We start from the raw sequence: 25,962 nt of genomic DNA on the forward strand, positions 1-25,962 counted from the left end.
GGCTTGTCTTCGTCGTCCAGCAAGCCCATACTTGCTCCCGATGGGCGATAACACTAAAGGTGACTCAAATAGCACTCCAGGATTATTCGGACGACGACGATTTTTACGGCCAGGGCTTTCAGCGACAAAACAAAGTTTCGGTCTGGGTTGGCCTTGATGGCAGCCGGGGCGAACCGGAACTCGATGTCCTCCAAGATTTATGTGGCGTCGGCTATTACAGGCTGAGCGACCAGGAACATTACAACTTCGATTTCGCAGCCGTCGATTTGCGTGACTTAATCGCCCCCCTCTCGTATTCGGCCACTTTTATTGGCGCCGCTATTGCTACGGCACGCAAGCGGGGCCTGGAGAAAGCGCGCTGGGTTACCGTGCAATACGATTTCGAATACGATCCGTTAAAGGTGACACGGCAGATTTCCAGCGATCCAATATTCGTTGGCAGCTTTTTCTATACAGCCGACAGCGTGGAATCCTTGACCCACATTCGCCAGGACGGCAACAGGATTGAAGAAGGCATGGGTGTGGGAGCGCTCCTTGAAAAGGGATGGGAGCCTCAGCCCGTCGTGCGGATTGAATGGAAATCAAATGGCCATTTTTATGGCCTCGATTTTCCCGATGGGGTTCTGGCAATAGTACTTCCCGGCCGCAGCCGAATTGCATCTTTCGAGCCGGCAGTGCAAGGCGGGCCACTGCGCAATCGCCTGGTTGTTAGAAGCGCGCAAGGCGAACAGCTTTATGTTATCGATGGCCGGCTGCCATTTGAAGGCATTCCGCCGAATGGAAAATTCGTCTGGTTCGAGCCATCGCCACAGCAACCCGAACAGTGGTTCGGTGCCGTCCTGGAGGCGAATGGCCGGGATGGCATGGAGCAGTTCCTGCTCAGCTTCGAGATCGAAACTGGCGAGTTGAGAAGCGTGCAGCCCTTGCAACGCTAACCAAACATTAATAATGACAGCACAAATAGCCGACCGACTGATCAATGCCTGCCCGGACCTGAAGCTACCCGGATACCAGCTTTTTGGTATATTCACCGGCGCATTCGCAGGGGCGCCATCAGTGTCGGCCAGGGACTTGATGAGAGAACGCGCCGCACAACGTGAGTTCGCTCGCAGCGCGACTGTCCGAGTGCTGTGCGCGGAAGATGCGCTATTTGGCCTCTCGAAATTCAGCATCTATATCGATGGCAACGGCCACCGAACACCGCCGCGGCTCAAGCACCTGGCTTCGCCAAGCCTTGAAATCATCCCCGTCGAGCCGGGCAAACATCGCATCGTCGTCCGCGAAGCTGACGTACGCAAGCCCGACCGGGCCGAATCGAACACAGAACACTTCGAGCTCGCTTCAGGCGAAGAGGCGATATTTGCCTTGCAACTGGACGGCGAGGCCCTCCTTCTCAAGCCATTGCAACCATTTGTTGCGGCACCTTAGTCGCCCCAACATCAATCTGAGTGAAGTGTTCGAGCACGGCCAGAAACACGAAGAGATTCTTGATCTGGAAGGAGTGAGGCCTTCCCCAAGGAATCCGGCGCCCCTTTCTCTTGATAATGACTTGCCCCGACCTGAGTTCGGCATCACCGACTTCCGACCAGGGAAGCTTGGCGAAACGCCTGTTAAGCCCGGCCCGGCTGACCTCGATTGCACCAAAATCCACAGTTTCACCACGCTCCAGTTTGGCAATCACGAGCGGAACCATCTCCGCCGCAGTCAGCGTCAATAAATTGATGCCGAGGGAGAAAACCTCCTTATAGTTGTCGGTGAATTTCAACGTCGTTTTCGGCGCCAGTTTTATCTTCACCCATGTACTTCGAATCAGGAAGTTATGCATTCTTGTAGCGCGAACAGTCACATCCTGCACCTCGCGCCAGCGGAAGAAAGTGGTTCTCCCCCTCATCCGATGGGCAATTCCCTTCTCGAAGACCGTCAGGCTTGAGCCTTTGAGCCTATACCAGCGAATGACAACGACTATTCCGAGCAAACAGGATATTCCAGCAGCTATGGCCAAGAATACAAACAGGTTCGTACCCATCACCGCCACCTGAACGTCAGCGACGATGAAGGCCAGTGTAGTAGCTGCGGCAATCAGCGCGATCGCAAGCACAGGATAGAGCAAGCCCAGCCCTCTGATCGGATGGGTACTGACAATTTTCCCGCACTGGCTCACTGAACGAACTTTCGCAGACAAAATGATTCCTTAAACACAGAGCAAAACCAAACAAGCAATATTTTCGATAGTATTATTGAAATCTTTCGACTTGGCAACTTTCTGTCTTCATCGGGAATAAAAAAACGAGCCCGCGAAGCTCGCTTTTTGTATGAGGCGCGCCGTCTGAAATGGTTGGACACTTTGAGAACCACCACCGAAGCGCCACCGCCCACCAATTGAACAAGCTACAAAAGCATGAATTCTTTCGAACAGTAGCTCGAATAGCTAAGAATCTGCCGCTCAGCGCAGTAAGGACTACCCATCACTCGGAGCGCCTTACCTTGCTCATCAAGCAGAATCCGCGTTTGCAAATCCAGTCCTGCCAGTATGGTCTTTGCCCTCAGTCGTCTTCGCTTCGTTTTCATTGTTCCAGTTACCGCATGTCTCAACGTCAACGTGCTTCCATCAAGCGGCCGATATGGGATTTCGGAACTCGACAAGAAGGTCTTGAACATATTTACATCGTCAAAGACGGAGGTATCCAAGTCCCCAACATCAAACCACCAGCCATGCTCTTCTAACTCACTGACCGCACAAGTTACAGCGTCCAAAGCCCCCCCCACGAACCATAGAGTCCAGATTCCATATCCCCATAAGTCGGCGTCCATGTAATTTTGAACTTCATCGGGCGTGGCAGTGCTGGCCCAACCGGCTGGCTCAGCAAGTGCCCTGAGTATGGTCACTTTATTGCTCCCCAAACTGGCCAGACCAAGTTTTCCCGTCTTGATCCAAGATGCAACATCCACTTTCGACCTTACGCCCATTCCTAATACTCTCTTTTAAAGCGACATGCGGTCGTACTGTTCGAAAAAAAAGCGAGCCGAAGCTCGCTTTTTCGTGCATCAGCAAGGATTACTTGCGGTCTTTCAGCGGAGGAACGTCGCGCACTGCCGAGCCAACGAACAGCTGGCGTGGGCGGCCAATCTTCTGCTCTGGGTCGGCGATCATTTCGTTCCACTGGGCGATCCAGCCGATGGTACGGGCCATGGCGAAGATACCAGTGAACAGGGACACCGGGATGCCCAGGGCCGACTGCACGATGCCGGAGTAGAAGTCCACGTTCGGGTACAGCTTGCGGGACACGAAGTACTCGTCGTTCAGCGCAATCTTTTCCAGTTCCATGGCCAGCTTGAACAGCGGGTCGTCTTGCAGGCCCAGTTCGTTCAGCACTTCGTGGCAGGTTTCGCGCATCAGCTTCGCACGCGGGTCGAAGTTTTTGTACACGCGGTGACCGAAGCCCATCAGCTTCACGCCGGAGTTCTTGTCTTTCACCTGGGCGATGAACGCAGGGATGTTGTCGACGGTGCCGATTTCCTTCAGCATGTTCAGCGCAGCTTCGTTAGCGCCGCCGTGGGCAGGGCCCCACAGGCAGGCGATACCGGCAGCGATACAGGCGAACGGATTGGCGCCGGACGAACCGGCCAGGCGGACGGTCGAGGTCGAAGCGTTCTGCTCGTGGTCTGCGTGCAGGATCAGGATGCGGTCCAGGGCGCGCACCAGCACTTCGTTGACCTTGTACTCTTCGCATGGATTGCCGAACATCATGCGCATGAAGTTGGCGGAGTACGACAGGTCGTTGCGCGGGTACACGAACGGCTGGCCGATCGAGTACTTGTATGCCATGGCGACCAGGGTCGGCAGCTTGGCGATCAGGCGGATTGCCGAGATTTCACGCTGCTTGGCGTCGTTGATGTCCAGCGAGTCGTGGTAGAACGATGCCAGCGCGCCGACGGTACCAACCAGTACCGACATCGGGTGCGCATCGCGGCGGAAGCCGCGGAAGAAGAATTGCATCTGCTCGTGCACCATGGTGTGCTTGGTCACGGTGTCGACGAACTTCTGCTTGTCCACGGCGTTCGGCAGTTCGCCGTTCAGCAGCAGGTAGCAGGTTTCCATGAAGTCGGCGTTCACGGCCAGTTGCTCGATCGGGTAGCCGCGGTATTGCAGCTCGCCCTTGTCACCGTCGATGTAGGTGATCGAGGAGTTGCACGACGCAGTGGACATGAAGCCTGGGTCGTAGGTGAATTTGCCGGTGGCGCCGTACAGCTTGCGGATGTCGATGACGTCCGGGCCCACGGTGCCCTTGTAGATCGGCATTTCTACCGATGGGCTGCCGTCGGAGAACGATAGCGTTGCTTTGGTATCAGAGATGTTCATGGACTCTTCCTTTGGGAGAGATGCAGCAAATAAAAAAACTTAAACTCAGGCTTGGCGCAGGCGTGCCAGTAACGCATGTACATGCGGCAGGTCTATTTCGCCTTCCGGCTCCTTACGGGCCAAGACCAGATCCATCAGTGCATTGTCCGACAAATCGAGGAGCCGCGTGAACGCGTCCACTTCTTCGTCGGTCAATTCAGCCTCGTGCGCATCAAGGAAACGAGTCAGGATAATGTCGTTTTCCAACAGGCCCCGGCGTGCGCGCCAGCGTAGGCGCGCACGGTTGGTGGGATCAGCCTGGTGCGCTCGTTTTTCGAGTTCCGCCATTTTTGTATTAAATCGCGCGGCGAACCATCAGTTCCTTGATCTTGCCGATTGCCTTGTTTGGATTCAGGCCTTTCGGGCACACATCGACGCAGTTCATGATCGAGTGGCAGCGGAACAGACGATATGGGTCTTCCAGGTTATCCAGGCGCTGGCCGGTGGCTTCGTCGCGCGAGTCGGCGATGAAGCGGTAGGCTTGCAGCAGACCGGCTGGGCCGACGAACTTGTCCGGGTTCCACCAGAACGATGGGCAGGAAGTCGAGCAGCAGGCGCACAGGATGCACTCGTACAGGCCGTCCAGTTCTTCGCGTTCCGCAGGCGACTGCAGGCGCTCTTTCTCCGGAGGGATCGAGTCGTTGATCAGGAACGGCTTGATCGAGTGGTATTGCTTGAAGAACTGGGTCATGTCGACGATCAGGTCGCGCACCACCGGCAGGCCTGGCAGCGGACGCAGCGTGATTGGCTCGGTCAGCTCGTTCAGGTTGGTGGTGCAGGCCAGGCCGTTCTTGCCGTTGATGTTCATCGCGTCGGAACCGCACACGCCTTCGCGGCAGGAGCGGCGCAGCGACAGCGAATCATCCACGTCGGACTTGATGCGCTGCAGTGCGTCCAGCAGCATCTTGTCGGTGTCTTTCAGCTCGACCGTCAGGTCTTGCATGTACGGCTTGGCGTCCTTGTCCGGATCGTAACGGTAAATCTTGAATTTGAGAGTGCGTGCCATGTTGTGAGGCCCTTGCTTAGAAAGTACGTGCTTTTGGCTTGAAGGTTTCGACCGTCAGCGGCTTGGTGACGACTGCCTTGTATTCCAGGCGGTTGCCTTCGGAGAACCACAGGGTGTGCTTCATCCAGTTTTCGTCGTCGCGCTTCGGATGGTCGTCCTGTGCGTGTGCACCGCGCGATTCCTTGCGCGCGTTGGCCGACACGATGGTCGCTTTTGCGGTTTCGATCAGGTTGTCCAGTTCCAGCGCTTCCACGCGGGCGGTGTTGAACACCTTGGACTTGTCCTTGAAGGAGACGTGCTTGCGGCGCTCATCCAGCTGCATGATCGCTTCCACGCCCTTGGCCAGCATCTCGTCGGTACGGAACACGCCGCAGTATTTCTGCATGCTGGCGCGGATGTCGTTGGCGACGTCCTGCACGCGCTCGGAACCGGTGGAGGTTTCCAGCTTGTTCAGGCGGTTCATTGCGAAGTCGGCGGCGTCCTTCGGCAGCGGCTTGTTTTCCTTCTGCTTCAGGTTCTGCGCCACCACGTGGTTGCCGGCTGCGCGGCCGAACACCACCAGGTCCAGCAGGGAGTTGGTGCCCAGGCGGTTGGCGCCGTGCACGGAGACGCAGGCACATTCGCCGATGGCGTACAGGCCGTTCACCACCTTCTGGCTGCCGTCGCCGGCAGGCACGACCACCTGGCCGTGGATATTGGTCGGGATACCGCCCATCTGGTAGTGGATGGTCGGCACGACAGGGATCGGTTCCTTGGTCGCATCGACGTTGGCGAACTTGTGGCCGATTTCCAGGATGGACGGCAGGCGCTTCTGGATGGTCTCGGAGCCGATGTGGCGCAGGTCCAGCAGCACGTGGTCTTTATTAGGACCGCAGCCGCGGCCTTCCTTGATTTCCTGGTCCATGGAACGGGACACGAAGTCGCGCGGCGCCAGGTCTTTCAGGGTCGGAGCGTAGCGCTCCATGAAGCGTTCGCCGTTCGAGTTGATCAGGATGCCGCCTTCGCCGCGCACGCCTTCGGTGATCAGCACGCCCGCGCCGGACACGCCGGTCGGGTGGAACTGCCAGAATTCCATGTCCTGCAGCGGCAGGCCGGCGCGTGCCGCCATGCCCATGCCGTCGCCGGTGTTGATGAAGGCGTTGGTCGATGCTGCGAAGATACGGCCTGCGCCGCCGGTTGCGAAGATGGTGGTCTTCGCTTCCAGGATCATGACTTCGCCGGTTTCCATTTCCAGTGCAACCACGCCAACGACGTCGCCGTCGGCATCGCGCACCAGGTCCAGGGCCATCCACTCAACGAAGAAGTGGGTACGGGCGCGCACGTTGCGCTGGTACAGGGTGTGCAGCAGTGCATGGCCGGTACGGTCAGCCGCGGCGCAGGCGCGCTGCACAGGCTTCTCGCCCAGGTTGGCGGTGTGGCCGCCGAACGGACGCTGGTAGATGGTGCCGTCAGGGTTACGGTCGAAAGGCATGCCGAAGTGTTCCAGCTCGTACACGACCTTAGGTGCTTCGCGGCACATGAATTCGATTGCATCCTGGTCGCCCAGGTAGTCGCCACCCTTGACGGTGTCGAACATATGCCAGTACCAGTTGTCTTCCGACATATTGCCCAGCGAGGCGCCGATGCCGCCCTGCGCTGCCACGGTGTGGGAGCGGGTCGGGAACACCTTGGACAGCACGGCCACGTTCAGGCCGGCTTCCGCCAGTTGCAGGGAGGCGCGCATGCCGGAACCGCCGGCGCCAACGATCACCGCGTCAAAGCGGCGGGTAGGGATTGCAGATTTGATAGCTGCCACGATTTACACACTCCACAGAATTTGCAGCGACCAGGCGGCGCAGGCGATCAGCCAGCCAATGGTTGCGATTTGCAGGAACAGGCGCAGGCCGACCGGCTTGATGTAGTCCATCCAGATGTCACGCACGCCAACCCAGGCGTGGTAGAACAGGGCCAGCAGGGTCACGGCGCTGAACAGCTTGAACCACTGCTTGGCGAACAGGGCCGCCCAGCCTTCGTACGACGGAGTCGACGAGGTGAAAATCATGAAGAACAGGACGGCGGTGTACACCACCATCAGGACAGCAGTCACACGCTGAACCAGCCAATCCTTGACGCCGTAGTGGGCGCCGACAACCAGGCGTTTTGGGCCGATGTTATTGTTAGCCATTTAGAACACTCCAAACAATTTCAGTGCAACCAGCGCGGTCACGATGACGGTGATCACAACCACCACGGTGGCGGACTTGCGCGCGGAATCCTTGTCCAGGCCAACGTGGGTGTCCATGACCAGGTGGCGTACGCCGGCGCAGAAGTGCTGGGTATAGCCCCAGACCAGGGCCAGCATGACCAGCTTCGCGATCGGGTGGGAGGCAATGATCATGAAGTTGGCGAAGGTGTACTCGGAGCGCAGCGATTCCTGCAGCAGGTACAGCACGAACGGCAACAGCAGGAACATCAGTGCGCCGCTGATGCGGTGCAGGATGGAGACGATGCCGGCCATCGGCAGTCGGTACTTCATGATGTCCGTAACGTGGATGTTACGGAATTCTGGCCGCTCTTTTTTCGGTGCTTCCCGCACGGCTTCAGTCATATACAACCTCCCTATGCTTTATTACAAAGTGTTTTGCCAAACTTGGCGAAGCTACGATTTTCGCCGATTTTTGCTCTTACAACCAATATGTATTGTTACATATCACCAAAATATTATTGCAGCGCACCCTAACTGAGATCATTTTGATAATGATGGCGCTCCGTTAAGTACAGACCGCGGCGCAACTCGACCGGTTTGTCGCCATAAGTGAAGGAGACGCGCTCGGCGCACAGCAGCGGCGTGCCTGCCGCAATTTTCAGCAGCTCGGCGTCCCCCTCCTCCGCGCAGACGGCACGGATCTTTTCTTCGGCGCGGATCATGCGGGTACCAAACTCGGATTCGAACAGGCCGTACATCGGGCCCTTGTACTCATTCAGGCGTTCCGCCGTCAGGCCTTTGAAGATCAGGCCGGGCAACCACAGTTCTTCCACAATGGTGGGCACGTTGTCGAAGCTTTGCACGCGCTTGATGTAGACCACGGCGTCGCCCGACTTCAGGTCGAGCAGGCGCGCCACTTCGGCCGGGGCGCGCAGGCGCTTGACTTCAATAAACCGGGATTCCGGATAATGCGGCACACCTTCGTCCGGCACCAGGCGCAGGAAGCGGAAATGCGCGCGCGCCTCGTGGTGGGTCGATACAAAGGTACCCTTGCCCTGGCGGCGCACCACCAGGTTTTCCGCCGCCAGCTCGTCGATCGCCTTGCGCACAGTGCCCTGGCTGACCTTGAAGCGGTTGGCCAGTTCAACTTCGCTGGGGATCATTTCGCCCGGCTTCCATTCGCCGGACTGCAGGCTCTGCGTGATCAGGCCTTTGATCTGCTGGTACAGGGGAGAGAAAGTCGGGGACGGAGCGCCGGCCGCGCCTGGGGCGTCAGAAGTGGTCTGGTTGGGCGTGACGGGATTCATAGCCCGCTATTCCACCACATCCAACCCCTCGCGTCCAGAAAAATCCTATAACTTATATGTCTTATATAAGACATAAGATAGGATTGACAGGCAGTCGACAGGAGCCTACACTCGCCCGAATTGTCGTATCATTACGAGCTTACACCGTTTTCACGTCCACTTTGGAGATTCACCATGGCTAAAACCCCAATGCGTGTTGCCGTTACCGGCGCCGCCGGCCAGATCGGCTATTCCCTGCTGTTCCGTATCGCCAACGGCGACATGCTGGGCAAAGACCAGCCAGTCATCCTGCAACTGCTGGAAATCCCTGACGAGAAGGCCCAGAAAGCGCTGAAAGGCGTGATGATGGAAATCGACGACTGCGCGTTCCCTCTGCTGGCCGGCATGACCGCCCACTCCGACCCGATGACCGCCTTCAAGGACGCCGACGTGGCCCTGCTGGTTGGCGCCCGTCCTCGCGGCCCAGGCATGGAGCGTAAAGACCTGCTGGAAGCCAACGCACAGATCTTCACCGTGCAAGGCAAGGCGCTGGACGCCGTCGCTTCGCGCAACGTTAAAGTCCTGGTGGTCGGCAACCCAGCCAACACCAACGCCTACATCGCCATGAAGTCCGCTCCTTCCCTGCCAGCGAAGAACTTCACCGCCATGCTGCGCCTGGACCACAACCGCGCCCTGTCGCAAGTCGCTGCCAAGACCGGCAAGGCTGTCAAGGACATCGAAAAGCTGTGCGTATGGGGCAACCACTCCCCAACCATGTACGCCGACTACCGCTTCGCCACCATCGACGGCGCATCGGTAAAAGACATGATCAACGACCAGGAATGGAACGCCAACACCTTCCTGCCAACCGTGGGCAAGCGCGGCGCAGCGATCATCGAAGCGCGCGGCCTGTCTTCCGCAGCTTCCGCAGCCAACGCTGCGATCGACCACGTGCACGACTGGGTGCTGGGCACCAACGGCAAGTGGACCACCATGGGCATCCCATCCGACGGTTCCTATGGCATCCCTGAAGGCACCATGTTCGGCTTCCCAGTGACCTGCGAAAACGGCGAATACAAGATTGTCCAGGGCCTGGACATCGACGCCTTCTCGCAAGAGCGCATCAACATCACGCTGAAGGAACTGACCGAAGAGCGTGAAGGCGTGAAGCACCTGCTGCCATAATCGTCTTTGACAGTGGAACCGGTTAAACCACCGATCCGCCGTACCCGCCGCGCTGCCGATGGCAGCGCGGCTGCTGTTTCATCTAACGTACCAATGCATCCATCCGAGGTTTTATTCCAGGGCACACGCCAGCCGCTGCTGCTCCCTGCCTGCGACCACTACGCCGGCAGTGAAAAGCTGATGCGCAAATCCATGGCCCTGCAACAAGAGCTTGGTCCCCTGTTCGACATCACCTTCGATTGCGAGGACGGCGCCGCCGCCGGCAACGAAGAATCCCACGCCAAGCTGGTCGCCCTGCTACTGCTGGACGAAGCCAACGCCTTCAACCGCATCGGCGCCCGCGTGCACGACGTGAACAGCCCGTTCTTCGAGCGCGACGTCGAAATCATCTGCACCGAAGCGGGCCACAAGCTGGCCTACATCGTGATCCCCAAGCCGGAAAGCGTGGGAGAAGTCTCGCGCGCCATCGACCTGGTGAACAAGCATGCCGCCAAGTCCGGCCGCGCCACGCCGGTGCCGGTGCACGTGCTGATCGAAACCCACGGCGCACTGCGCGACGTGCACGATATCGCCGCCCTGCCCCAGGTTGAATGCCTGTCCTTCGGCATCATGGATTTCGTCTCGGCCCACTATGGCGCCGTGCCGGGCAGCGCCATGCGCACGCCGGGCCAGTTCACGCACCCGCTGGTAGTGCGCGCCAAGCTGGAAATCGCCGCCGCCTGCCACGCGCACGGCAAGGTGCCGTCGCATAACGTGACCACCGAAATCAAGGACTCCGCCGTGGTGGCGACCGATGCCCAGCGCGCAGCCGCGGAATTCGGCTTCACCCGCATGTGGAGCATCCATCCAAGCCAGATAAAACCTGTCATAAAAGCATTCACCCCGCGTGCATCCGAAGTCAATGAGGCTGCAACCATCCTGCATGAGGCAGAGAAGGTACAGTGGGGCCCGATTAACCAGCATGGTCGCTTGCATGACCGCGCGAGCTATCGCTATTATTGGACGGTTCTGCAGCGAGCCAAGCTCGCAGGCCTGCCGCTGCCGGACTCCGTTGCCGCCCTAGTCGGGGCGGCCGAATCAAAAGGAGCCCAATAATGTCGTTTATGAAACTGATCACCGCCTGCGCCATGGCCCTCGCCATCGCCGCCCCTTCCGCACACGCAGCCCCCAAGAAAGCCGCCAAACCAGCCGCCACCCAAGGCGAGCCGGAATCGAGCGTGAGCGGGCGCACGGCCACCAACTACGCCTGCGAACTGGGCAACAAGATCACCATTTACAGCAGCGCCGACGATGGCAACAGCATCGTCATGCGCTGGAAGAACCGCCTGCACCGCCTGACTCGCGAAGCCACCTCCACCGGTGCGCAACGCTTCGAGAACAAGATTGCAGGCTTGATCTGGATCGGCATCCCTGCCAAGGGCATGCTGCTGGATTCCAAGGTGAACCGCCAACTGGCGAACGAATGCAAGACATCTGATCAAGCGCTCGGACTTTAATCAATAAGGAGAGGACATGTCCCGCAACACACTGAATACGCTTAAGGATTTCCCGATCGGGGCAAAGAAGGGTAAGTTCTACTCCCTGCCAGCCCTGGAAAAGGAACTGGGCGCCAAGATTTCCCGCCTGCCGGTATCGATTCGCGTCGTACTGGAATCCGTTCTGCGTAACTGCGACGGTAAGAAAGTGACCGAAGAGCACGTCAAGCAGTTGGCTAACTGGGGCGCTACCGCTGCCCGCACCGACGAAATCCCATTCGTCGTAGCCCGCGTTGTGCTGCAGGACTTCACCGGCGTTCCGCTGCTGGCCGACCTGGCTGCCATGCGTAACGTCGCCTCCAAAATGGGCGTCAACCCTAAGAAGATCGAACCGCTGGTTCCAGTTGACCTGGTGGTCGACCACTCGGTCACCATCGACCACTTCCGCGAGCCTAAGGCCCTGGACCTGAACATGAAGCTGGAATTCTCGCGCAACAACGAGCGCTACCAGTTCATGAAGTGGGGCATGCAAGCCTTCGACACCTTCGGCGTGGTTCCTCCAGGCTTCGGTATCGTTCACCAGGTCAACCTGGAATACCTGGCACGCGGCGTGCACAATGCATCCGGCGTGTACTACCCTGACTCGCTGGTCGGCACCGACTCCCACACCACCATGATCAACGGTATCGGCGTTGTGGGCTGGGGCGTGGGCGGCATTGAGGCGGAAGCCGGCATGCTGGGCCAGCCAGTGTACTTCCTGACCCCGGACGTGATCGGCGTGAACCTGACCGGCGCGCTGCGCGAAGGCTGCACCGCAACCGACCTGGTGCTGACCATCACCGAAATGCTGCGTAAAGAGAAAGTCGTGGGCAAGTTCGTCGAATTTTTCGGCGAAGGCACCGAGTCCCTGTCCGTGACCGACCGTGCAACCATCGCCAACATGGCGCCTGAATACGGCGCGACCATGGGCTTCTTCCCGGTTGACGACGCCACCATCGAATACTTCGAAGGCACCGGCCGCACCAAGGACGAAATCGCCGCATTCCAGTCCTACTTCAAAGCGCAAGGCATGTACGGCGTGCCGAAGAAAGGCGACATCGACTACACCCGCGAACTGCACCTGGACCTGTCCACCGTTGCACCGTCGCTGGCCGGTCCTAAGCGTCCGCAAGACCGTATCGAAATCGGCAACGTGAAGTCGACCTTCACCGAACTGTTCTCCAAGCCAACCACCGAGAACGGTTTCAACAAGAAGGCCGACGACCTGACCAACACCTACACCACCAGCAACGGTGTGCACGTGAAGAACGGCGACGTCCTGATCGCCGCCATCACCTCCTGCACCAACACCTCGAACCCGAGCGTGCTGCTGGCAGCCGGCCTGCTGGCCAAGAAAGCTGTGGAAGCCGGCCTGACCGTCGCTCCGCACATCAAGACCTCGCTGGCTCCTGGCTCGCGCGTGGTGACGGAGTACCTGACCGCTGCCGGCCTGCTGCCATACCTGGAAAAACTGGGCTTCGGCGTGACCGCTTACGGCTGCACTACCTGCATCGGCAACGCCGGCGACCTGACCCCGGAACTGAACGCCACCATCACCGGCAACGACATCGTTGCTGCTGCCGTGCTGTCCGGTAACCGTAACTTTGAAGCGCGCATCCACCCGAACATCCGCTCCAACTTCCTGGCATCGCCACCGCTGGTCGTCGCTTACGCGATCGCCGGCAACGTGACCCGCGACCTGATGACAGAACCGGTCGGCCAGGGCAAGGATGGCAAGGACGTGTACCTGGGCGACATCTGGCCGACCTCGAAAGAGATCGCCGCCCTGATGAAGTTCGCGATGAACTCCAAGGTCTTCAAGTCCAACTACGCCGACGTCAAGGGCAACCCAGGCAAGCTGTGGGAAGCCGTATCGTCGACCGAAGGCCAAGTGTACAACTGGCCTGATTCGACCTACATCGCCGAGCCGCCATTCTTCGACGGCTTCGAGATGAAGCCTAAGGCAGCGGAAGCCGGCATCAAGGGCGCGCGCGCACTGGGCGTGTTCGGTGACTCCATCACCACCGACCACATCTCGCCAGCAGGCTCGATCAAGGAAGACGGCCCGGCAGGCAAATGGCTGAAGGAAAACGGCGTGATGAAGGCCGACTTCAACTCCTACGGCTCGCGCCGCGGCAACCACGAGATCATGATGCGCGGCACCTTCGCCAACGTGCGTATCAAGAACAAGATGATCCCTCCGAAAGCCGACGGTTCCGCGGTTGAAGGCGGCATCACCCTGCACCAGCCATCGGGCGAACAACTGTCGATCTACGACGCGGCAATGCGCTACGTTGAAGAAGGCACCCCGACCATGATCTTCGGCGGCGAAGAATACGGTACCGGCTCCTCCCGTGACTGGGCAGCCAAGGGCACCCAGCTGCTGGGCGTGAAGGCCGTGATCTGCCGTTCCTTCGAGCGTATCCACCGCTCCAACCTGGTGGGCATGGGCGTGCTGCCGCTGCAATTCATCGGCAACGACTCCGTTGAATCGCTGGGCATCACCGGCAAGGGCGAAACCTACGACCTGAAGGGCCTGGAAGGCGAGATCAAGCCTCAACAGCAAGCCACCCTGGTGATCCACCGCGCCGACGGGTCGAGCAAGGAAGTGCAAGTGCTGCTGCGTATCGACACCCCGATCGAAGTGGACTACTACAAGCACGGCGGCATCCTGCCATTCGTGCTGCGCCAACTGCTGGCTGCTTAAAACCGGTAAACCAGTGTCTGACCCTCGGGGTCAGACACTGCTGCTCTGCCGTCAACGAACGCCTGGCCTGTGCCCGGCGTTTTTGCTTTTAAGGTGTCAGACCCAATGGGTCTGACACCGGTTTACCGGTTTAAAACGCCGAGTCTTGCCGAATCCACTACAATAAGGGTACCAAGGTCTCCTTTTTCACTAAGAAAAGCGCTATGCGTCGCCCATCCAAAGATTCACCCCATAAATTATCTGCCGACAGCCAGCGCCTTATCTCCCTCGCCCAAGCCCTGGGCCAGGCCGCCAGCCGCATTGAAGAGCGTAACTGGGAACGGGTGCTGGATGCCCAACTGCACAAACTGCTGCGCACAGGACATCAGGATACTGTCGACTCGGCACTGAACTCGCTGTTCAGCGTGGACTTGCCTGCCTACGACATCCTGATGGACAGCGTGGAAGCAGTCAGCGAATCCGACTCCATCGTGGTGGAAGTCGACGGCGAATCGCGCGAATACGACATCCTGCTGGTGGCCGCTCCGGTGCTGGCCTGGACCCGTTTCTCGATCGCCTCGGGCCAGATCCCGGCCGACATCCTGAACACCCTGTCAGCGCATTTCTCGGCCCACCTGCTGGCTGATGGCACGCATATGGCGATGTCGTCCACCCTGTACTCGATCGACCAGCTGCCGCGCACCCACGCCGAGGCCTATTCCAAGGTGCATAAACTGGCACAGGCCGCGTTGAAGGGACAGGCCCTTAAATCGGAAGCCAAAACGCCTGAAACCGCGCCCTTCCTGGCCGATACCCGCTACCTGATGGTGGCCGTGGTGGCGCCGCACAATGGTCCGATGTTCCGCTGGCAGATGCCTGCGCACCATGCAGCACAAGCCGAAGCCCGCCGCGATGCGCTGGCAGCATGGACCACGCAGGCTACGCCGACCGTGGCACGCTTGCTGCCAGGCTGCGGCATCGAGTTGCTGCTGCCGGAAGCCTATTACACCGGCTGCCGCGAGGCCGACAAGCTGATCCGCCCGGTCTCGATCCGCGCTGCCGTGCATTACCTGACGCACTCGCTGGCTTGCGAGCCCTCCGACCTGCGCGCCGTGATCGCCGGTTTCGGCGATGAGTCGGCGCCAGATGGCCAGGTCGACGAATACCGTGTCGCTTTCACCCGCCGTTCCGACAGCGATGTGATGTACGGCGTGGTGTGGCCGCTGTATGGCCAGGAAGACGAGGAAGGCACGCCGGCCGAAGGCCTGTCCGGCAGCATGGCCGAACTGCTCAAGCCGCGCACGCCTGTCGAGGAAATCGTCGAGCACCTGAATGCCGCCGGCGTGTCCCAAGTGAAGAAGCTGGGCGAGAAGTATGTCGCGGAATACTGCGATGACTGCGGCGCTCCCCTCTTCGCCGATCCGTCAGGCGAGCTGGTCCACGCAGAAATGCCGGAAGACGCCGCCACCGGTACCGAGCACTTCCACTAATGCAAAAAGCCCGCGGTCAACGCGGGCTTTTTTCTTGAGGCGCCGCCGGTTGCGGTACCGGACACGGCTGACATGCCGCAGTTCGCGCAGGCGGTGGTGCCGGTGCGGCAGTTGGCGTGCGCGTTAGCGCGACGATCAAACCAGAGAAGCTCAGGAACAAGCCAACCATCGTTCCCAGCATCCAACGAGTAAACTCTGCGCGCATCGCTTCGAGGTCGGCTTTGGTTGCCAAAGTCGGCAAGATCGCCTCGACCCGCGCCTTGAATTCGATAAATTCGTTTTCGATGCCCATGCATCCAGCATACGCCGGACCCCGATCACTTCCAAGTGGAATACGGCTGCCTAATCAGGTTGGAATTGAGGTAGCGCAAATCGTGTGTGACGTCTTCGCCTGCCCAGTCCGGCTTATCGAACTTGGCGTCCTCTGCCGGCAATTCGATCTCGGCGACGACGAGGCCGGCATTCTCGCCGAGGAACTCGTCCACTTCCCACACGAAGCCGCCGTAAGGAATTCGGCGGCGGTACTTCTCGATCAGCGGCCGTTCGCACAGCCGGTCCAGCAGCTCGGCGGCGTCGGCGACAGGAACGGGATACTCCCATTCGCCGCGTGCCGCGCCCACGTTCTTGCTCTTGATCGTCAAGACCGCCCGCTCACCCTCGATCCGCACGCGCACGGTGCGCTCTGCGTGCGAGGACAAATAGCCCTGGCGCAGCAGCACCGGCTCGCCTTGCGTACGCCAGCCATCGCCCTTTACCAGGAACTTGCGTTCGATCTCGACGCCCATCTGCTTACTCGTCCAGCGACAGCAGGATCGGCTGCAGGATCGCAGCGCCCAGTGCCGCACTGCGGGCACCATTCCAGCCCACGGTCGGAACCGGCAGGTCGGCGTTGTCCTTGAACGGCATCTCCAGCGTCAGCGACAATACCTTGAAGTGGTGGCCGATGTACTTGGAGGCCAGGGTCAGCATGTCTTCCTTGTACTTGGAAGGCGCGTAGCCCACGGCGTCCTGGAAGTCCGGCGAAGCATTCTTGTAGCGGTTGATGAAGTTCTTCTGGCGCGCCATCTGTTCCGGCGTGAAGTTCTCCAGCATTTCGTTACCGGCCACGAAGTTGTAAGGCAGCGCTTCGTCGCCGTGGATGTCGAAGAACATGTCGACGCCGGTTTCGTGGATCTTCTCTTTCACGCACAGCACTTCCGGCGAGCGCTCCGCCGAAGGCGTCATCCATTCGCGGTTCAGGTTGGCGCCGGCTGCGTTGGTACGCAGGTTGCCGCGGATCGAGCCGTCAGGATTCATGTTCGGCACGATGTAGAAGCAGCAGCGCTGCAGCAGCTTGCGCGAAATCGGGTTGGCGTCGTCCAGCAGGGAGTCGATCAGGCCTTCGGTGAACCATTCGGCCATCGATTCGCCCGGGTGCTGGCGAGCGATGAACCAGATTTTCTTTTCAGCTTCCGGCTCGCCGATCACGACCAGGTTCATGTCGCGGCCATCGACGGTGGAGCCGATATCCAGCACGCGGGCGATCGGGTTTTCGGCCACTTCGCCCAGCAGGCGCAGGTGGCGTTCCCACGAATATGGCTCGAAGTATGCGTAGTAGACGCTGTCGTTGTGCGGCGTGTGCTTGATGGTCATGACCTGGCCATCAAAGGAAGTCGGGACACGGAACCAGTTCTCGCCATCGTAGCTGGCTGCAGCGTTGTAGTCTTCGAAGCCTTTGGCGTAGGTGGCGTCGCCGGCGTTCAGGAACTTCATCGTCACCGCTTCGCCACGCGCGCCTTGCAGGCGGAAGTGGAACCACTGGTGGATGTCGGCGGCGTTGTCCTTGCGGAGTTTCAGTTCGATGTTCGCGGCGCTGTCGGCGCGGACTACTTCGATGGCGCCAGAGTCGAAATTCTGGCTGATTTTGATGGTCATTACGGTCCCGTTCAGAGGCTTGGGTTGATCGGAACCGATATTGTACACACCAAAACCGGTAACCCGATGTCTGACCCACAGGGTCAGACACCGGTACGCGACGGCCACCGGCCAAGTGTCTGACCCTGTGGGTCAGACACTGGTGTTCCGGTTTTTTTAATCGACGTTGCGCCCACGCACCTTCAACGCCGCCCGCACCCCGGCGCCATACGCCGCATCAGCCTTGTCGAAATGGCCGAGCTGCCGCTGGATGATCTCGTCGCTGACCTGGCTCAACGGTCCGGCAATATTGTCAAACAGGTTCTGCTTCTCCTGTTCAGGCAACAAACGGAACAGGTTGCCCGCCTGGGTGTAATCGTCCTCCTTGCCCCGTCCATCGTAGCGCCCTGCCCCGCCGTCCAGCGCCAGCACTGGTTCGCCGTGGCCCATGCCCTGCGGATTGGTTCCCGCCGCTTCCACTGGCGCATAGTTCTGCTCCGCGCCGCCAAAGCCGGCCGCCATCGCGCCATCACGCTGCTGGTGATGGAATGGGCAGCGCGGCGCATTCACCGGCAGGTGCTGGTGATTGGTGCCAACGCGGTACAACTGCGCGTCGTGGTAGGCAAACAGGCGCGCCTGCAGCATCTTGTCCGGCGAATAGCCCATGCCCGGCACCACATTGGCCGGCGACAGGGCCGCCTGCTCCACCTCGGCGTGGTAGTTGACCGGATTGCGGTTCAGTTCCAGCACGCCGACGGGAATCAGCGGGAAGTCAGCATGCGGCCAGACCTTGGTCAGGTCGAACGGGTTCCAGCCGGTGCGTTGTTCCCACGCCGCCAGTTGCTGGTCGGTCGCCACCTGCACCTTCACCTCCCACCGCGGGAAGTCCCCCGAAGCGATGGCGTTGTACAGGTCGCGCTGCGCATGGTCGGGATCGGCGCCCGCCAGGCGCGTCGCTTCGGCCGCGCTCAAGTTCTTGATGCCCTGCCTGGTCTTGAGGTGCCACTTTACATAAACGCGCTCGCCGGCTGCGTTGACCAGGCTGAAAGTATGGCTGCCGAAACCGTCCATGTGGCGGTAGCCGTCCGGCGTGCCGCGATCGCTGAACAGCATGGTGACCTGGTGCAGCGATTCCGGCGTCTTGCTCCAGAAGTCGAACATCATGGTCGGCGATTTCAGGTTGGTTTGCGGGTCGCGCTTCTGGGTATGGATGAAGTCGGGGAATTTGATGCCGTCCTTGATGAAGAACATCGGGGTATTGTTGCCGACCAGGTCCCAGTTGCCTTCCTCGGTGTAGAAACGCACCGCGAAGCCGCGCGGATCGCGCTCGGTATCGGCGCTGCCGCGCTCACCGCCAACGGTGGAGAAGCGCACGAAGGTCTCAGTCTGCTTGCCAATGGCCGCGAACAGCTTGGCCTTGGTGTACTTGCTGATGTCGTGGGTGACGGTGAAGGTGCCGTAGGCGCCGGAGCCTTTGGCGTGGACCACGCGCTCGGGAATGCGCTCGCGGTTGAAATGCTGGAGCTTCTCAATCAGGTGGAAGTCCTGCAGCAGGACGGGGCCACGCGGGCCGGCAGTCAGGGAGTTCTGGTTATCGGCGACTGGAATGCCGGATGCGGTGGTGATAGGGGTCTGGCTCATTTACTGGCTCCTTCATGTGATCGGTGAAATCATTCTAAAGAGACACGAGCAATTAATAAATTTGATTAATTCTATGAAATCGATAGTCAAAATCGTTCATGGATGGCAATCCCCTCAAAGGTGTCCGACTCGCCAGCCCACGGCTTGGCCTTGAAGGCCCGCTGCGCATCCGCGTAGCCAGCCTGCCAGCGCTGGTTGATGCCAGCGCTCGAGAAGTCGATGTCCTTGGTGTGGTCCTCGCAGTTCAGATGCGGCGCCTTGAGCAGCACGACGTGCATCGAGGTACCGCAGCCCCATAGCGCCAGCTCGCGCGCTTCCGGACTCGCGCGCACGTCCTCCGGCAGCTTCATCGCCAGTTCGCGGATCACGCGCCGCAGGCGGTGCAGCTTGCGCTGCTGCTCGATATGGCTGGCGCGGCTGGCATACTGGATCTCCTTGTGCTTCTTCAGCACGTCCAGCACGCTTTGCGGCTCGCTGCCGTCCGGATTCCACACCTGGACCGAGAAGATCACCGAGTCGCGGCGCGGTTCGTCGTCGAGCACCGCCTCGATCGGCGTGTTGGAATAGATGCCGCCATCCCAATACGGCTCGCTACCGATGCGCACCGCCGGAAAGGCTGGCGGAATGGCGCCGGATGCAATCACGTGCGACAACTCGAGCGCCTCCTTGCGCGAATCGAAGTAGCGCATGACGCCATTGCGGGCGTTCACAGCTCCCACGGTCAGCCGCGTATGGCGCTCGTTCAGGTAGGCCATGTCGACCAGGCCTGCCAGTGTATTGCGCAGCGCATTGGTGCGGTAAAATGATGCATTCTCCACGCCTAGCGGCGCGGCCGGATTCCACCACGCGAGCGGATTGGGATCAAAGAAGGCGGGAATGCCTTGCACCAGCGTGAGCGCGTTGGCGAACGCCGGCGGCAGGCTGCCGAAAGGATCGTGGCGCTCCATCGCCTCCCAGAATGCGCGCAGGCGCGGCACGCGCTGTTCGGGTGGATTTCCCGCGATGATGGCGCCGTTCAGGGCTCCGATCGAAGTGCCGATCACCCAGTCCGGCTCCACGCCCGCTTCGTGCATGGCCTGGTAGACGCCAAGCTGGTATGCGCCAAGCGCCCCGCCGCCCTGCAGCACCAGCACCACCTGCCCCGGCATGCCCTTCTTCACAAGCGCACCGACAGGCCGACGGTGAATGCCAGGTCCGGCGTGCGCCGGTTCAGGCCGAGCATGACGCCGGCATCGACGTGCAGGTCGCGCGTGAACGAATAGCCGCCGCCGAAGTCGAAGCTGGCGGTGGTCCCGCCGTCGCGCGCGCGGGCAATGCGCGGCGTGGCCACTTCAACGAAGGTGTAGGCGCGTTCGCCCAGGTTTTTTGCCAGCGTGATGCCGAATTGTCCGGTGGAGACATGGCGTCCGGATTCATCGCGATCGAGGTAGTAGCCGGGCATGACGCCCAGCTCCAGGTCGTGCGGCAGCTCCCATTCGATTGGCACGCGGAAGGACGGCCTCGTGCCATTGCCTTTGAATTCGCGCGACCCGGTCGCGAAGTCCGCTTGCATGATCAGGCCAACCGACGGCGCGCCGCCCTCCCCCTCGCGTACCTGCCACTTGAAGCTTGCGGCTGCGTCGCCCCAGCCGCGCGTGCGGGCCGGATCGCTGCGGTCGGTCAGACGGCCGTCCGACTCCAGGCGCAGCTCCAGGTCGTCCGTCACGCCCACGCGCAGCAGCAACGGGGTGCTGCGCGCCTCCTTCGACTGCAGCAGGCCGGTCTCAAGCTGCATGCGCCCCTTGCCCACCACCTCCGGCGCATCCACGAAATCGGGACGGTCAGTGGTTATCCAGCTATCGGTTTCCGCCGCCGCGCAGCACAAAGGCAACGCAAGGGCAGCGCACAGGACGCGTTTCGGCATTTTGCTCTCCAGGGCATTTACGGCTTAGGATAGAAATATGCCACTAATACCGGAGATCAACAATGAAGCTTAACCATATTGATTTGCCCGTAACGGACCTGGAAGCGGCAGCCGGCTATTTCCAGCGCGGTTTTGGCTTTGAACGTTTGCCAGCGCCGGCCGAAGGCATGGCGATCCTGCGCAGCGAAGGCGGCTTCGCCCTCATCCTGCAACAGGCCGGGAGTGCCGTCTATCCGGCCGGGTTTCATATCGGCTTCCTGCAGTCATCCGACGAGGCAGTCTACGCCGCCTATCGGCGCCTGGCCGACGCTGGACTGCCCTTGCCGGCTGCCCCGGCGGAGAGTTACGGTTGCCTCTCTTTCTGGTGCCAGGCTCCCGGCGGCATCCTGGTTGAAGTCAGCCACCGCCCAGGCTAAGCAGGCATGCGCCCCGTGCGCAGGGCAAACGCCCAATCGGGCCGCCCGTGGCGCGCGGCAACGTCCGCCGCGGCATGCCAGTCGTAAGCAACGGCGTACTGTTCGACCGACCACGCGCCGCCAGTACGTTCGACAATGGCATAACGCGCATGCGGCGTGCCGTTTTCGGCCTTGTGCGGATAAGGCAGGTCATCGTCGTAAGCCTGCAAGCCGACGCTGCCCGGATTGACCACCAGGCGCCCGTCGTCGAGCAGGATGGAGCGCGGCACGTGGGTATGGCCGCACAGGATCAGGGACGCTTGCGCATCGCCAGCGCGGCCCAGCACTTCGCTGTAGCTTGCCGCGCGCTGCCCGGCTGGATCGACCGTCTCCATCCAGTACACCAGGTCCGAAGCGGGCGTGCCATGCACCATCAGGACATCGTCCTGCAAGCGCATGGAGGCCGGCAGCGATGCGATCCATGCACGATGCGAGGGCCCGATGTGATCGTGGGCCCAGCGGTCGGATGCCCCCATGCGTGCCGGGTCGTGTTCCAGCACCTGGCGTTCGTGGTTGCCGCGAATGGTGGGCAAGCCCAGCGCCATCAGGCGCTCTGCAGTTTCAGCCGGCAGCAAGGGGCCGGACAGGATATCGCCCAGGTTGACCGTCAGCTCGACATTGCGCCGCGCGATGTCGGCCAACACGGCATCGAGAGCCCGCAAGTTCCCATGGATATCCGACATCACTGCGACTCGCATTACATATGCTCCTAACTGGCAAGCGCTGCGACCTCCGCTGCGCTGAGAGCGCCATTATAGATCCGGAAATCGTCAATCTTCCCGTTGAAATAAGGATCGGCGGAATACTGCGAGCGGCCCAGCCAGTTCTGCGTTCCCGACCGCATGCGGAACGGCGCATGGGTCATCTGATTATTCGTCGCGACCGCGCTGCCATTCACGTACAAGGTGCCGGTAGTACCCGATAAAGTCACCGCAACGTGCACCCATTGTCCGGACGGCAGAGACGCCGCCGATAGCGACTGGTCGCCCCATCCGTTGGTCAGGTTGATGCAGAATCGCAGGCCGCCGCCGCCGGCCTGCGGCGTCAGGAACATGTATTGGGTCGTGCCGGAGCCGAAATCGAAAATGCGCGTCCAGTTACGCCCGCCGTCCCAGAAGACCCAGGCAGCAATTGAGAAGTCGGCCAGGCCATCCATGAGGCCTGCCGGCAGGGTGAGGTAGTCGTCGACGCCATCGAGCGCCACGGCATTGGCCTTCTTCCCCGCCACCCATTGCGCACCGTTCAGCAAGGTGGCATGGCGGCCATTGCCGCTGCTGTCCTGCGCGGTCGTGCCTTGCGCCTCGTTGAAGGCCAACAGGACATGCGGCACCACGGCGGTGATCACCTTCGCTTCGTTCGACACCGCGCTGGTGCCGGCTGGCGACTGCGCCGTGACCGCGTAGTAATAGGTATTTGGCGCCATGCCGCTGTCGGTATAAGTAAGCAGGCCGGTAATGCCGCTGGCGACAGTGGCATACGGCCCGCCCGGAGCGGTCGCGCGCAACACGTTATAACTGGTGGCGCCAGCCGCGCCCCACCAGGACAGCTCGACCTTGCCGCCGACCAGGCGCGCCGTCAGGCCGCTTGGCACTCCGCCCGCTGCCTTGGCATCGCGGCTGAACGTAAGGGTGCCGACGCCAAGCTGGTCGCCGTTGTTGCCATCGCCCTCGGCGCGCACCCTGGCCGCCATCTGCGCGGTGAACGGCGCTGCCAAGCCGCGGCGGTTCACGTAGTGGTTGTAGATCATTTCCCAGACCGGACGGATGCTTGGCAGCCCGGCCGGCGAAATGCCCGTGCCGGTGCCCTGCCGGTTGATGTAGGTATCGAACGGCATCGAGGTGTAATAGGGAGTGCCGCTCGCATCGGACAGGTTGGTCTTGGCCACGTATTCGGCCCCCGCCAGGAAGCGGTTGTTGTCGTAGCCGTAGAAATCGTCGCCCTGGTTCCACGCCATTTCGCAGAAGACCCCGGCCAGCCCGATGCCCAGCGTGCAGTGGCCCTGGTCGCGCGAGCTTTCCTGCCATTGGCCAAGGTAGCCCGGGTGGATAAAGGGTACGGCCTGGCTCGATGCGCCATTGCCGCGGCCAGTCCGGTAATACGTAACCGCTTCGTTGTACAGGTCTTCGCGGTCGCACATTACGCCGATGGCCAGGATGGCCGCCAGGTTGCACTGGTCCCAGTTGGCCCAGTAGTTGGTGATTTCCGAGCCATTGTGCCCCGTCAGGAACTGGTGGCTGAGCGGATAGAACACGTTCAGCATCATGTCCTGGAAGCGCTTCAGGTCGGCCGCAGCCCAGCCAGGGTAAGTCCGCATGATTTCAGCGGCATTGGCGAACTGGAAGCCGTAAATGCCGGCAGCCAGGAAGCGGTCGGCATTGCCGGTAATGGTGGTCAGCGTGGACGACCAGGCGTTCAGAAATTCGACAGCCTTGTTGGCGTATGCAACGTCGCCCGACACTTTCCAGCGCACCGCCAGCTGGTAGGTGCGGGCGATGTCGATATACATTTGGGAGAAATTGCTGTCGGTGCCGCCGCGGATGACGGTTTGCAGCGGACGCGGACTGTTGTTCAAGTGGGAGCGACCGGTATTCAACAACGCATTCCAGCCATCCAGCCAGGGTTGGGCTCCCGCCGCCACTTTGGCGCGCATGCGGGCAAAGTCCTCCTCAGTATGCAGCAAGCCGGGGTGAACGAAAGCCCGGCCTGGCGCAGGCTGCGCCGGTGGGGCCGTGTCGGCCGGTTGCGTTGGCTGGGTCGATTGCGCTGGCGGAGCGGGCTGGACAGCCGGTGACGACTGCGCAGGCAGCGCGCCTTCCGCGCCTTGCGAATTGTGCGGCGAAGACCCGCCGGCGTTGCAAGCGCTGAGCGCGAGTGGACCGAGCGCCGCCAGGCTAAGCGAACCGGTGCAAAAAGTCCTGCGAGGAAGGGAAATACCTTTGGTTTGCCTGGTCATAGTTACTTTCGAACGTTTGCGGGCAGGATGCCGCGAGCGGTCGTATGATAACTTACCCTAAGGCAACATTTTTGTTAGCACTTGATGAAATTTTAGTTATGCCTGAACTGAAACTTTGTAGTTTTTGGAATCAGTTGCCGGCCAGGGCATCTGCTACCTTGTCCATCTGGGATGCCTTGGCGATGGCGTTGGCCGGCTTCTTCTCATCCGTTTGAGATTCCTTGGCCTGGGCCGGGGGCGGCACCGGCAACGTGGAGGCCACGCGCACCGTATCCATGGCATACATTGATATCCCTAGCCCCACCGTTCCGATCAATAACCAGCGTACCCATGAGGACAACACGATAGCCTCCGGCAAATTTTTCTACTAATGAGTTTAGTGTCGAAATTTGCCGGGATTCTATTCTATTGTCACAAGGGCTGAAGATTTTACTGCTGAGGTTGCTGGGCCATGTAGACCAGCTCCCAGATATGGCCGTCCAGGTCTTCAAAGCCATGGGCGTACATGAAGCCATAGTCTTTCGGTTCACGCGGTGTCTTGCCGCCCGCCGCAACGGCCTTGCGCACCAGGTCGTCGACCTCTTCACGGCTCTCGCAGGACAGGCAGACCAGCACCTCGGTGGCCTCTTTCGCATTGGCGATCGGCTTCGACGTGAAGGTACGGAAAAAGTCCTCGACCAAGAGCATCACGTAGATGCTGCCGTCGTGGATCACCATGCTGGCGGCGTTTTCGTCGGTGAACTGCGGGTTGAAGGTGTAACCCAGCGCAGCGAAGAAGGCCTTCGACTTTTCCAGGTTCTTGACGGGCAGGTTAACGAAGATTTGCTTGTTCATTTGGGCCTCTCGAAAAAGGGATTTACAGGGTGGTTTGTAAACCTACGACGAGGCAGCGCTCCGGAAATCGACATCCGAGGAAAAAAATTTTACGCATCCCAACAAAGTATGCTCCTCGCGAATATAGCACCCAGTTTGCGCCGAGAAATTCGCAAATTGTCACAAAAACAAATATTATCAAATAATACAAATATGTGACAATTCGCGTGCTAGATTCACGGTCTTACCTGGAGCGGAGCGCTCTGGGTTTAATATCAAAGACAGGAATAAGCATGAATAAAGTAATTTTTGCTGCGGTGTGCGCAATTCTCATGTCCGGTTGCGCTGACATGCCCACGAAGGAAACCGCCGGGACAGGTTTCAAGGAAGAGACTTATACCACGACGGGTTCCCGCATCCCGCGCAAGGTGAGCAGCACTGCACGCGCCGATGCAGTCGTTCTGGACAAGGACGAAGTGGACCGCCAGGTACAGAGCCAGGGTAACACCAACACCATGGGCCGCTAAGCAGCGCAAACAACCCGCAAGCCCGG

General features: G+C 60.3%; 28 protein-coding genes. 9 read left to right on the plus strand and 19 right to left on the minus strand.

The features are described from left to right. Positions 1 to 59: 59 nt before the first annotated feature. Both ACN9MU_RS23830 and ACN9MU_RS23835 read left to right on the plus strand, forming a co-directional pair. A complete protein-coding gene (locus tag ACN9MU_RS23830) occupies positions 60 to 935 on the plus strand; it encodes a hypothetical protein (RefSeq protein WP_426318767.1) in 876 nt (291 codons plus the stop codon). Between the two features lie 13 nt (positions 936 to 948). Beyond that, the gene (locus ACN9MU_RS23835; protein WP_426318768.1) at positions 949 to 1,428 is read left to right on the plus strand and encodes a hypothetical protein; all 480 of its coding nucleotides are present in this window, start codon (positions 949 to 951) and stop codon (positions 1,426 to 1,428) included. Here the strand turns inward: ACN9MU_RS23835 and ACN9MU_RS23840 are convergent. The 9 genes from ACN9MU_RS23840 to ACN9MU_RS23880 all read right to left on the minus strand — a co-directional run bounded on the left by ACN9MU_RS23840 (position 1,394) and on the right by ACN9MU_RS23880 (position 8,897). After that, entirely contained in the window at positions 1,394 to 2,182 is a 789-nt protein-coding gene (locus ACN9MU_RS23840; protein WP_426163182.1) for a DUF6585 family protein, read from the minus strand. The genes ACN9MU_RS23835 and ACN9MU_RS23840 overlap by 35 nt on opposite strands. Before the next feature lie 206 nt (positions 2,183 to 2,388). Beyond that, entirely contained in the window at positions 2,389 to 2,949 is a 561-nt protein-coding gene (locus ACN9MU_RS23845) for a hypothetical protein (RefSeq protein WP_426163184.1), read from the minus strand. Positions 2,950 to 3,055: 106 nt separating this feature from the next. Beyond that, positions 3,056 to 4,360, minus strand: a complete 1,305-nt coding sequence (gene gltA, locus ACN9MU_RS23850; RefSeq protein WP_426163186.1) for a citrate synthase — start codon at positions 4,358 to 4,360, stop codon at positions 3,056 to 3,058. Positions 4,361 to 4,405: 45 nt separating this feature from the next. Continuing rightward, entirely contained in the window at positions 4,406 to 4,687 is a 282-nt protein-coding gene (locus tag ACN9MU_RS23855) for a succinate dehydrogenase assembly factor 2 (protein WP_057259569.1), read from the minus strand. Between the two features lie 7 nt (positions 4,688 to 4,694). Then, the gene (locus ACN9MU_RS23860) at positions 4,695 to 5,405 is read right to left on the minus strand and encodes a succinate dehydrogenase iron-sulfur subunit (protein ID WP_426163189.1); all 711 of its coding nucleotides are present in this window, start codon (positions 5,403 to 5,405) and stop codon (positions 4,695 to 4,697) included. 16 nt (positions 5,406 to 5,421) lie between these two features. After that, the gene (gene sdhA / locus ACN9MU_RS23865) at positions 5,422 to 7,200 is read right to left on the minus strand and encodes a succinate dehydrogenase flavoprotein subunit (protein ID WP_426163191.1); all 1,779 of its coding nucleotides are present in this window, start codon (positions 7,198 to 7,200) and stop codon (positions 5,422 to 5,424) included. Between the two features lie 3 nt (positions 7,201 to 7,203). Then, positions 7,204 to 7,569, minus strand: a complete 366-nt coding sequence (gene sdhD, locus ACN9MU_RS23870) for a succinate dehydrogenase, hydrophobic membrane anchor protein (RefSeq protein WP_130311080.1) — start codon at positions 7,567 to 7,569, stop codon at positions 7,204 to 7,206. Continuing rightward, positions 7,570 to 7,992: a succinate dehydrogenase, cytochrome b556 subunit gene (gene sdhC, locus ACN9MU_RS23875; RefSeq protein WP_426163194.1), complete on the minus strand. Its 423-nt coding sequence runs from the start codon at positions 7,990 to 7,992 to the stop codon at positions 7,570 to 7,572. A 128-nt stretch (positions 7,993 to 8,120) separates the two neighbouring features. Further along, positions 8,121 to 8,897: a GntR family transcriptional regulator gene (locus ACN9MU_RS23880; protein WP_426163196.1), complete on the minus strand. Its 777-nt coding sequence runs from the start codon at positions 8,895 to 8,897 to the stop codon at positions 8,121 to 8,123. A gap of 174 nt (positions 8,898 to 9,071) precedes the next feature. Here ACN9MU_RS23880 and ACN9MU_RS23885 point away from each other — a divergent pair, with 174 nt between their 5' ends. The 5 genes from ACN9MU_RS23885 (at position 9,072) to ACN9MU_RS23905 (ending at position 15,751) form a co-directional block, all read left to right on the plus strand. Continuing rightward, on the plus strand, positions 9,072 to 10,061 hold the full coding sequence (locus tag ACN9MU_RS23885) for a malate dehydrogenase (protein ID WP_426163200.1): 990 nt from the start codon (positions 9,072 to 9,074) through the stop codon (positions 10,059 to 10,061). Between the two features lie 93 nt (positions 10,062 to 10,154). Further along, complete coding sequence (locus ACN9MU_RS23890; protein ID WP_426163202.1) at positions 10,155 to 11,156, plus strand: HpcH/HpaI aldolase/citrate lyase family protein; 1,002 nt, start codon at positions 10,155 to 10,157, stop codon at positions 11,154 to 11,156. Next, on the plus strand, positions 11,156 to 11,557 hold the full coding sequence (locus tag ACN9MU_RS23895; RefSeq protein WP_426163204.1) for a hypothetical protein: 402 nt from the start codon (positions 11,156 to 11,158) through the stop codon (positions 11,555 to 11,557). Before ACN9MU_RS23890 ends, ACN9MU_RS23895 begins: the two co-directional genes overlap by 1 nt. Positions 11,558 to 11,573: 16 nt before the next feature. After that, positions 11,574 to 14,282 carry an aconitate hydratase AcnA gene (acnA, locus tag ACN9MU_RS23900; protein ID WP_426163206.1) on the plus strand — a complete coding sequence of 903 codons (2,709 nt, stop codon included), beginning with the start codon at positions 11,574 to 11,576 and terminating at the stop codon, positions 14,280 to 14,282. A 203-nt stretch (positions 14,283 to 14,485) separates the two neighbouring features. Beyond that, complete coding sequence (locus tag ACN9MU_RS23905; protein WP_426343547.1) at positions 14,486 to 15,751, plus strand: DUF2863 family protein; 1,266 nt, start codon at positions 14,486 to 14,488, stop codon at positions 15,749 to 15,751. 16 nt (positions 15,752 to 15,767) lie between these two features. Here the strand turns inward: ACN9MU_RS23905 and ACN9MU_RS23910 are convergent, their stop codons facing one another. The 6 genes from ACN9MU_RS23910 to ACN9MU_RS23935 form a co-directional block, all read right to left on the minus strand. Beyond that, the gene (locus ACN9MU_RS23910) at positions 15,768 to 16,043 is read right to left on the minus strand and encodes a hypothetical protein (RefSeq protein WP_426318769.1); all 276 of its coding nucleotides are present in this window, start codon (positions 16,041 to 16,043) and stop codon (positions 15,768 to 15,770) included. Positions 16,044 to 16,068: 25 nt separating this feature from the next. Then, positions 16,069 to 16,536, minus strand: a complete 468-nt coding sequence (locus ACN9MU_RS23915) for a CYTH domain-containing protein (protein WP_426336201.1) — start codon at positions 16,534 to 16,536, stop codon at positions 16,069 to 16,071. 4 nt (positions 16,537 to 16,540) lie between these two features. Then, positions 16,541 to 17,665, minus strand: a complete 1,125-nt coding sequence (locus tag ACN9MU_RS23920; protein ID WP_426318771.1) for a M14 family metallopeptidase — start codon at positions 17,663 to 17,665, stop codon at positions 16,541 to 16,543. Positions 17,666 to 17,821: 156 nt separating this feature from the next. After that, positions 17,822 to 19,285 carry a catalase gene (locus tag ACN9MU_RS23925; RefSeq protein ID WP_426343548.1) on the minus strand — a complete coding sequence of 488 codons (1,464 nt, stop codon included), beginning with the start codon at positions 19,283 to 19,285 and terminating at the stop codon, positions 17,822 to 17,824. An 86-nt stretch (positions 19,286 to 19,371) separates the two neighbouring features. Next, positions 19,372 to 20,433, minus strand: coding sequence for a patatin-like phospholipase family protein (locus ACN9MU_RS23930; RefSeq protein ID WP_426344901.1), 1,062 nt, complete (start codon positions 20,431 to 20,433; stop codon positions 19,372 to 19,374). Positions 20,434 to 20,441: 8 nt separating this feature from the next. After that, entirely contained in the window at positions 20,442 to 21,188 is a 747-nt protein-coding gene (locus tag ACN9MU_RS23935; RefSeq protein WP_426343549.1) for a transporter, read from the minus strand. Between the two features lie 62 nt (positions 21,189 to 21,250). Between ACN9MU_RS23935 and ACN9MU_RS23940 the strand changes: the two genes are divergently transcribed. Then, positions 21,251 to 21,604: a VOC family protein gene (locus ACN9MU_RS23940; protein WP_426343550.1), complete on the plus strand. Its 354-nt coding sequence runs from the start codon at positions 21,251 to 21,253 to the stop codon at positions 21,602 to 21,604. Here the strand turns inward: ACN9MU_RS23940 and ACN9MU_RS23945 are convergent. The 4 genes from ACN9MU_RS23945 to ACN9MU_RS23960 form a co-directional block, all read right to left on the minus strand. Then, positions 21,601 to 22,341 carry a metallophosphoesterase family protein gene (locus ACN9MU_RS23945; RefSeq protein WP_426343551.1) on the minus strand — a complete coding sequence of 247 codons (741 nt, stop codon included), beginning with the start codon at positions 22,339 to 22,341 and terminating at the stop codon, positions 21,601 to 21,603. The genes ACN9MU_RS23940 and ACN9MU_RS23945 overlap by 4 nt on opposite strands. Positions 22,342 to 22,352: 11 nt before the next feature. Beyond that, on the minus strand, positions 22,353 to 24,596 hold the full coding sequence (locus ACN9MU_RS23950) for a LamG-like jellyroll fold domain-containing protein (RefSeq protein WP_426343552.1): 2,244 nt from the start codon (positions 24,594 to 24,596) through the stop codon (positions 22,353 to 22,355). A 130-nt stretch (positions 24,597 to 24,726) separates the two neighbouring features. After that, positions 24,727 to 24,882 (minus strand): hypothetical protein, encoded by a 156-nt coding sequence (locus ACN9MU_RS23955; RefSeq protein ID WP_426343553.1) that lies wholly within the window; start codon positions 24,880 to 24,882, stop codon positions 24,727 to 24,729. A 143-nt stretch (positions 24,883 to 25,025) separates the two neighbouring features. Beyond that, complete coding sequence (locus ACN9MU_RS23960) at positions 25,026 to 25,430, minus strand: VOC family protein (RefSeq protein WP_426343554.1); 405 nt, start codon at positions 25,428 to 25,430, stop codon at positions 25,026 to 25,028. 272 nt (positions 25,431 to 25,702) lie between these two features. On the opposite strand from ACN9MU_RS23960, the gene ACN9MU_RS23965 reads away from it, so the two are divergent. Further along, on the plus strand, positions 25,703 to 25,936 hold the full coding sequence (locus tag ACN9MU_RS23965) for a hypothetical protein (RefSeq protein ID WP_426343555.1): 234 nt from the start codon (positions 25,703 to 25,705) through the stop codon (positions 25,934 to 25,936). The last annotated feature ends 26 nt before the right edge of the window (positions 25,937 to 25,962 follow it).

It is taken from the genome of Pseudoduganella sp. R-32, from assembly GCF_049913245.1.
Lineage (GTDB): Bacteria > Pseudomonadota > Gammaproteobacteria > Burkholderiales > Burkholderiaceae_D > Rugamonas.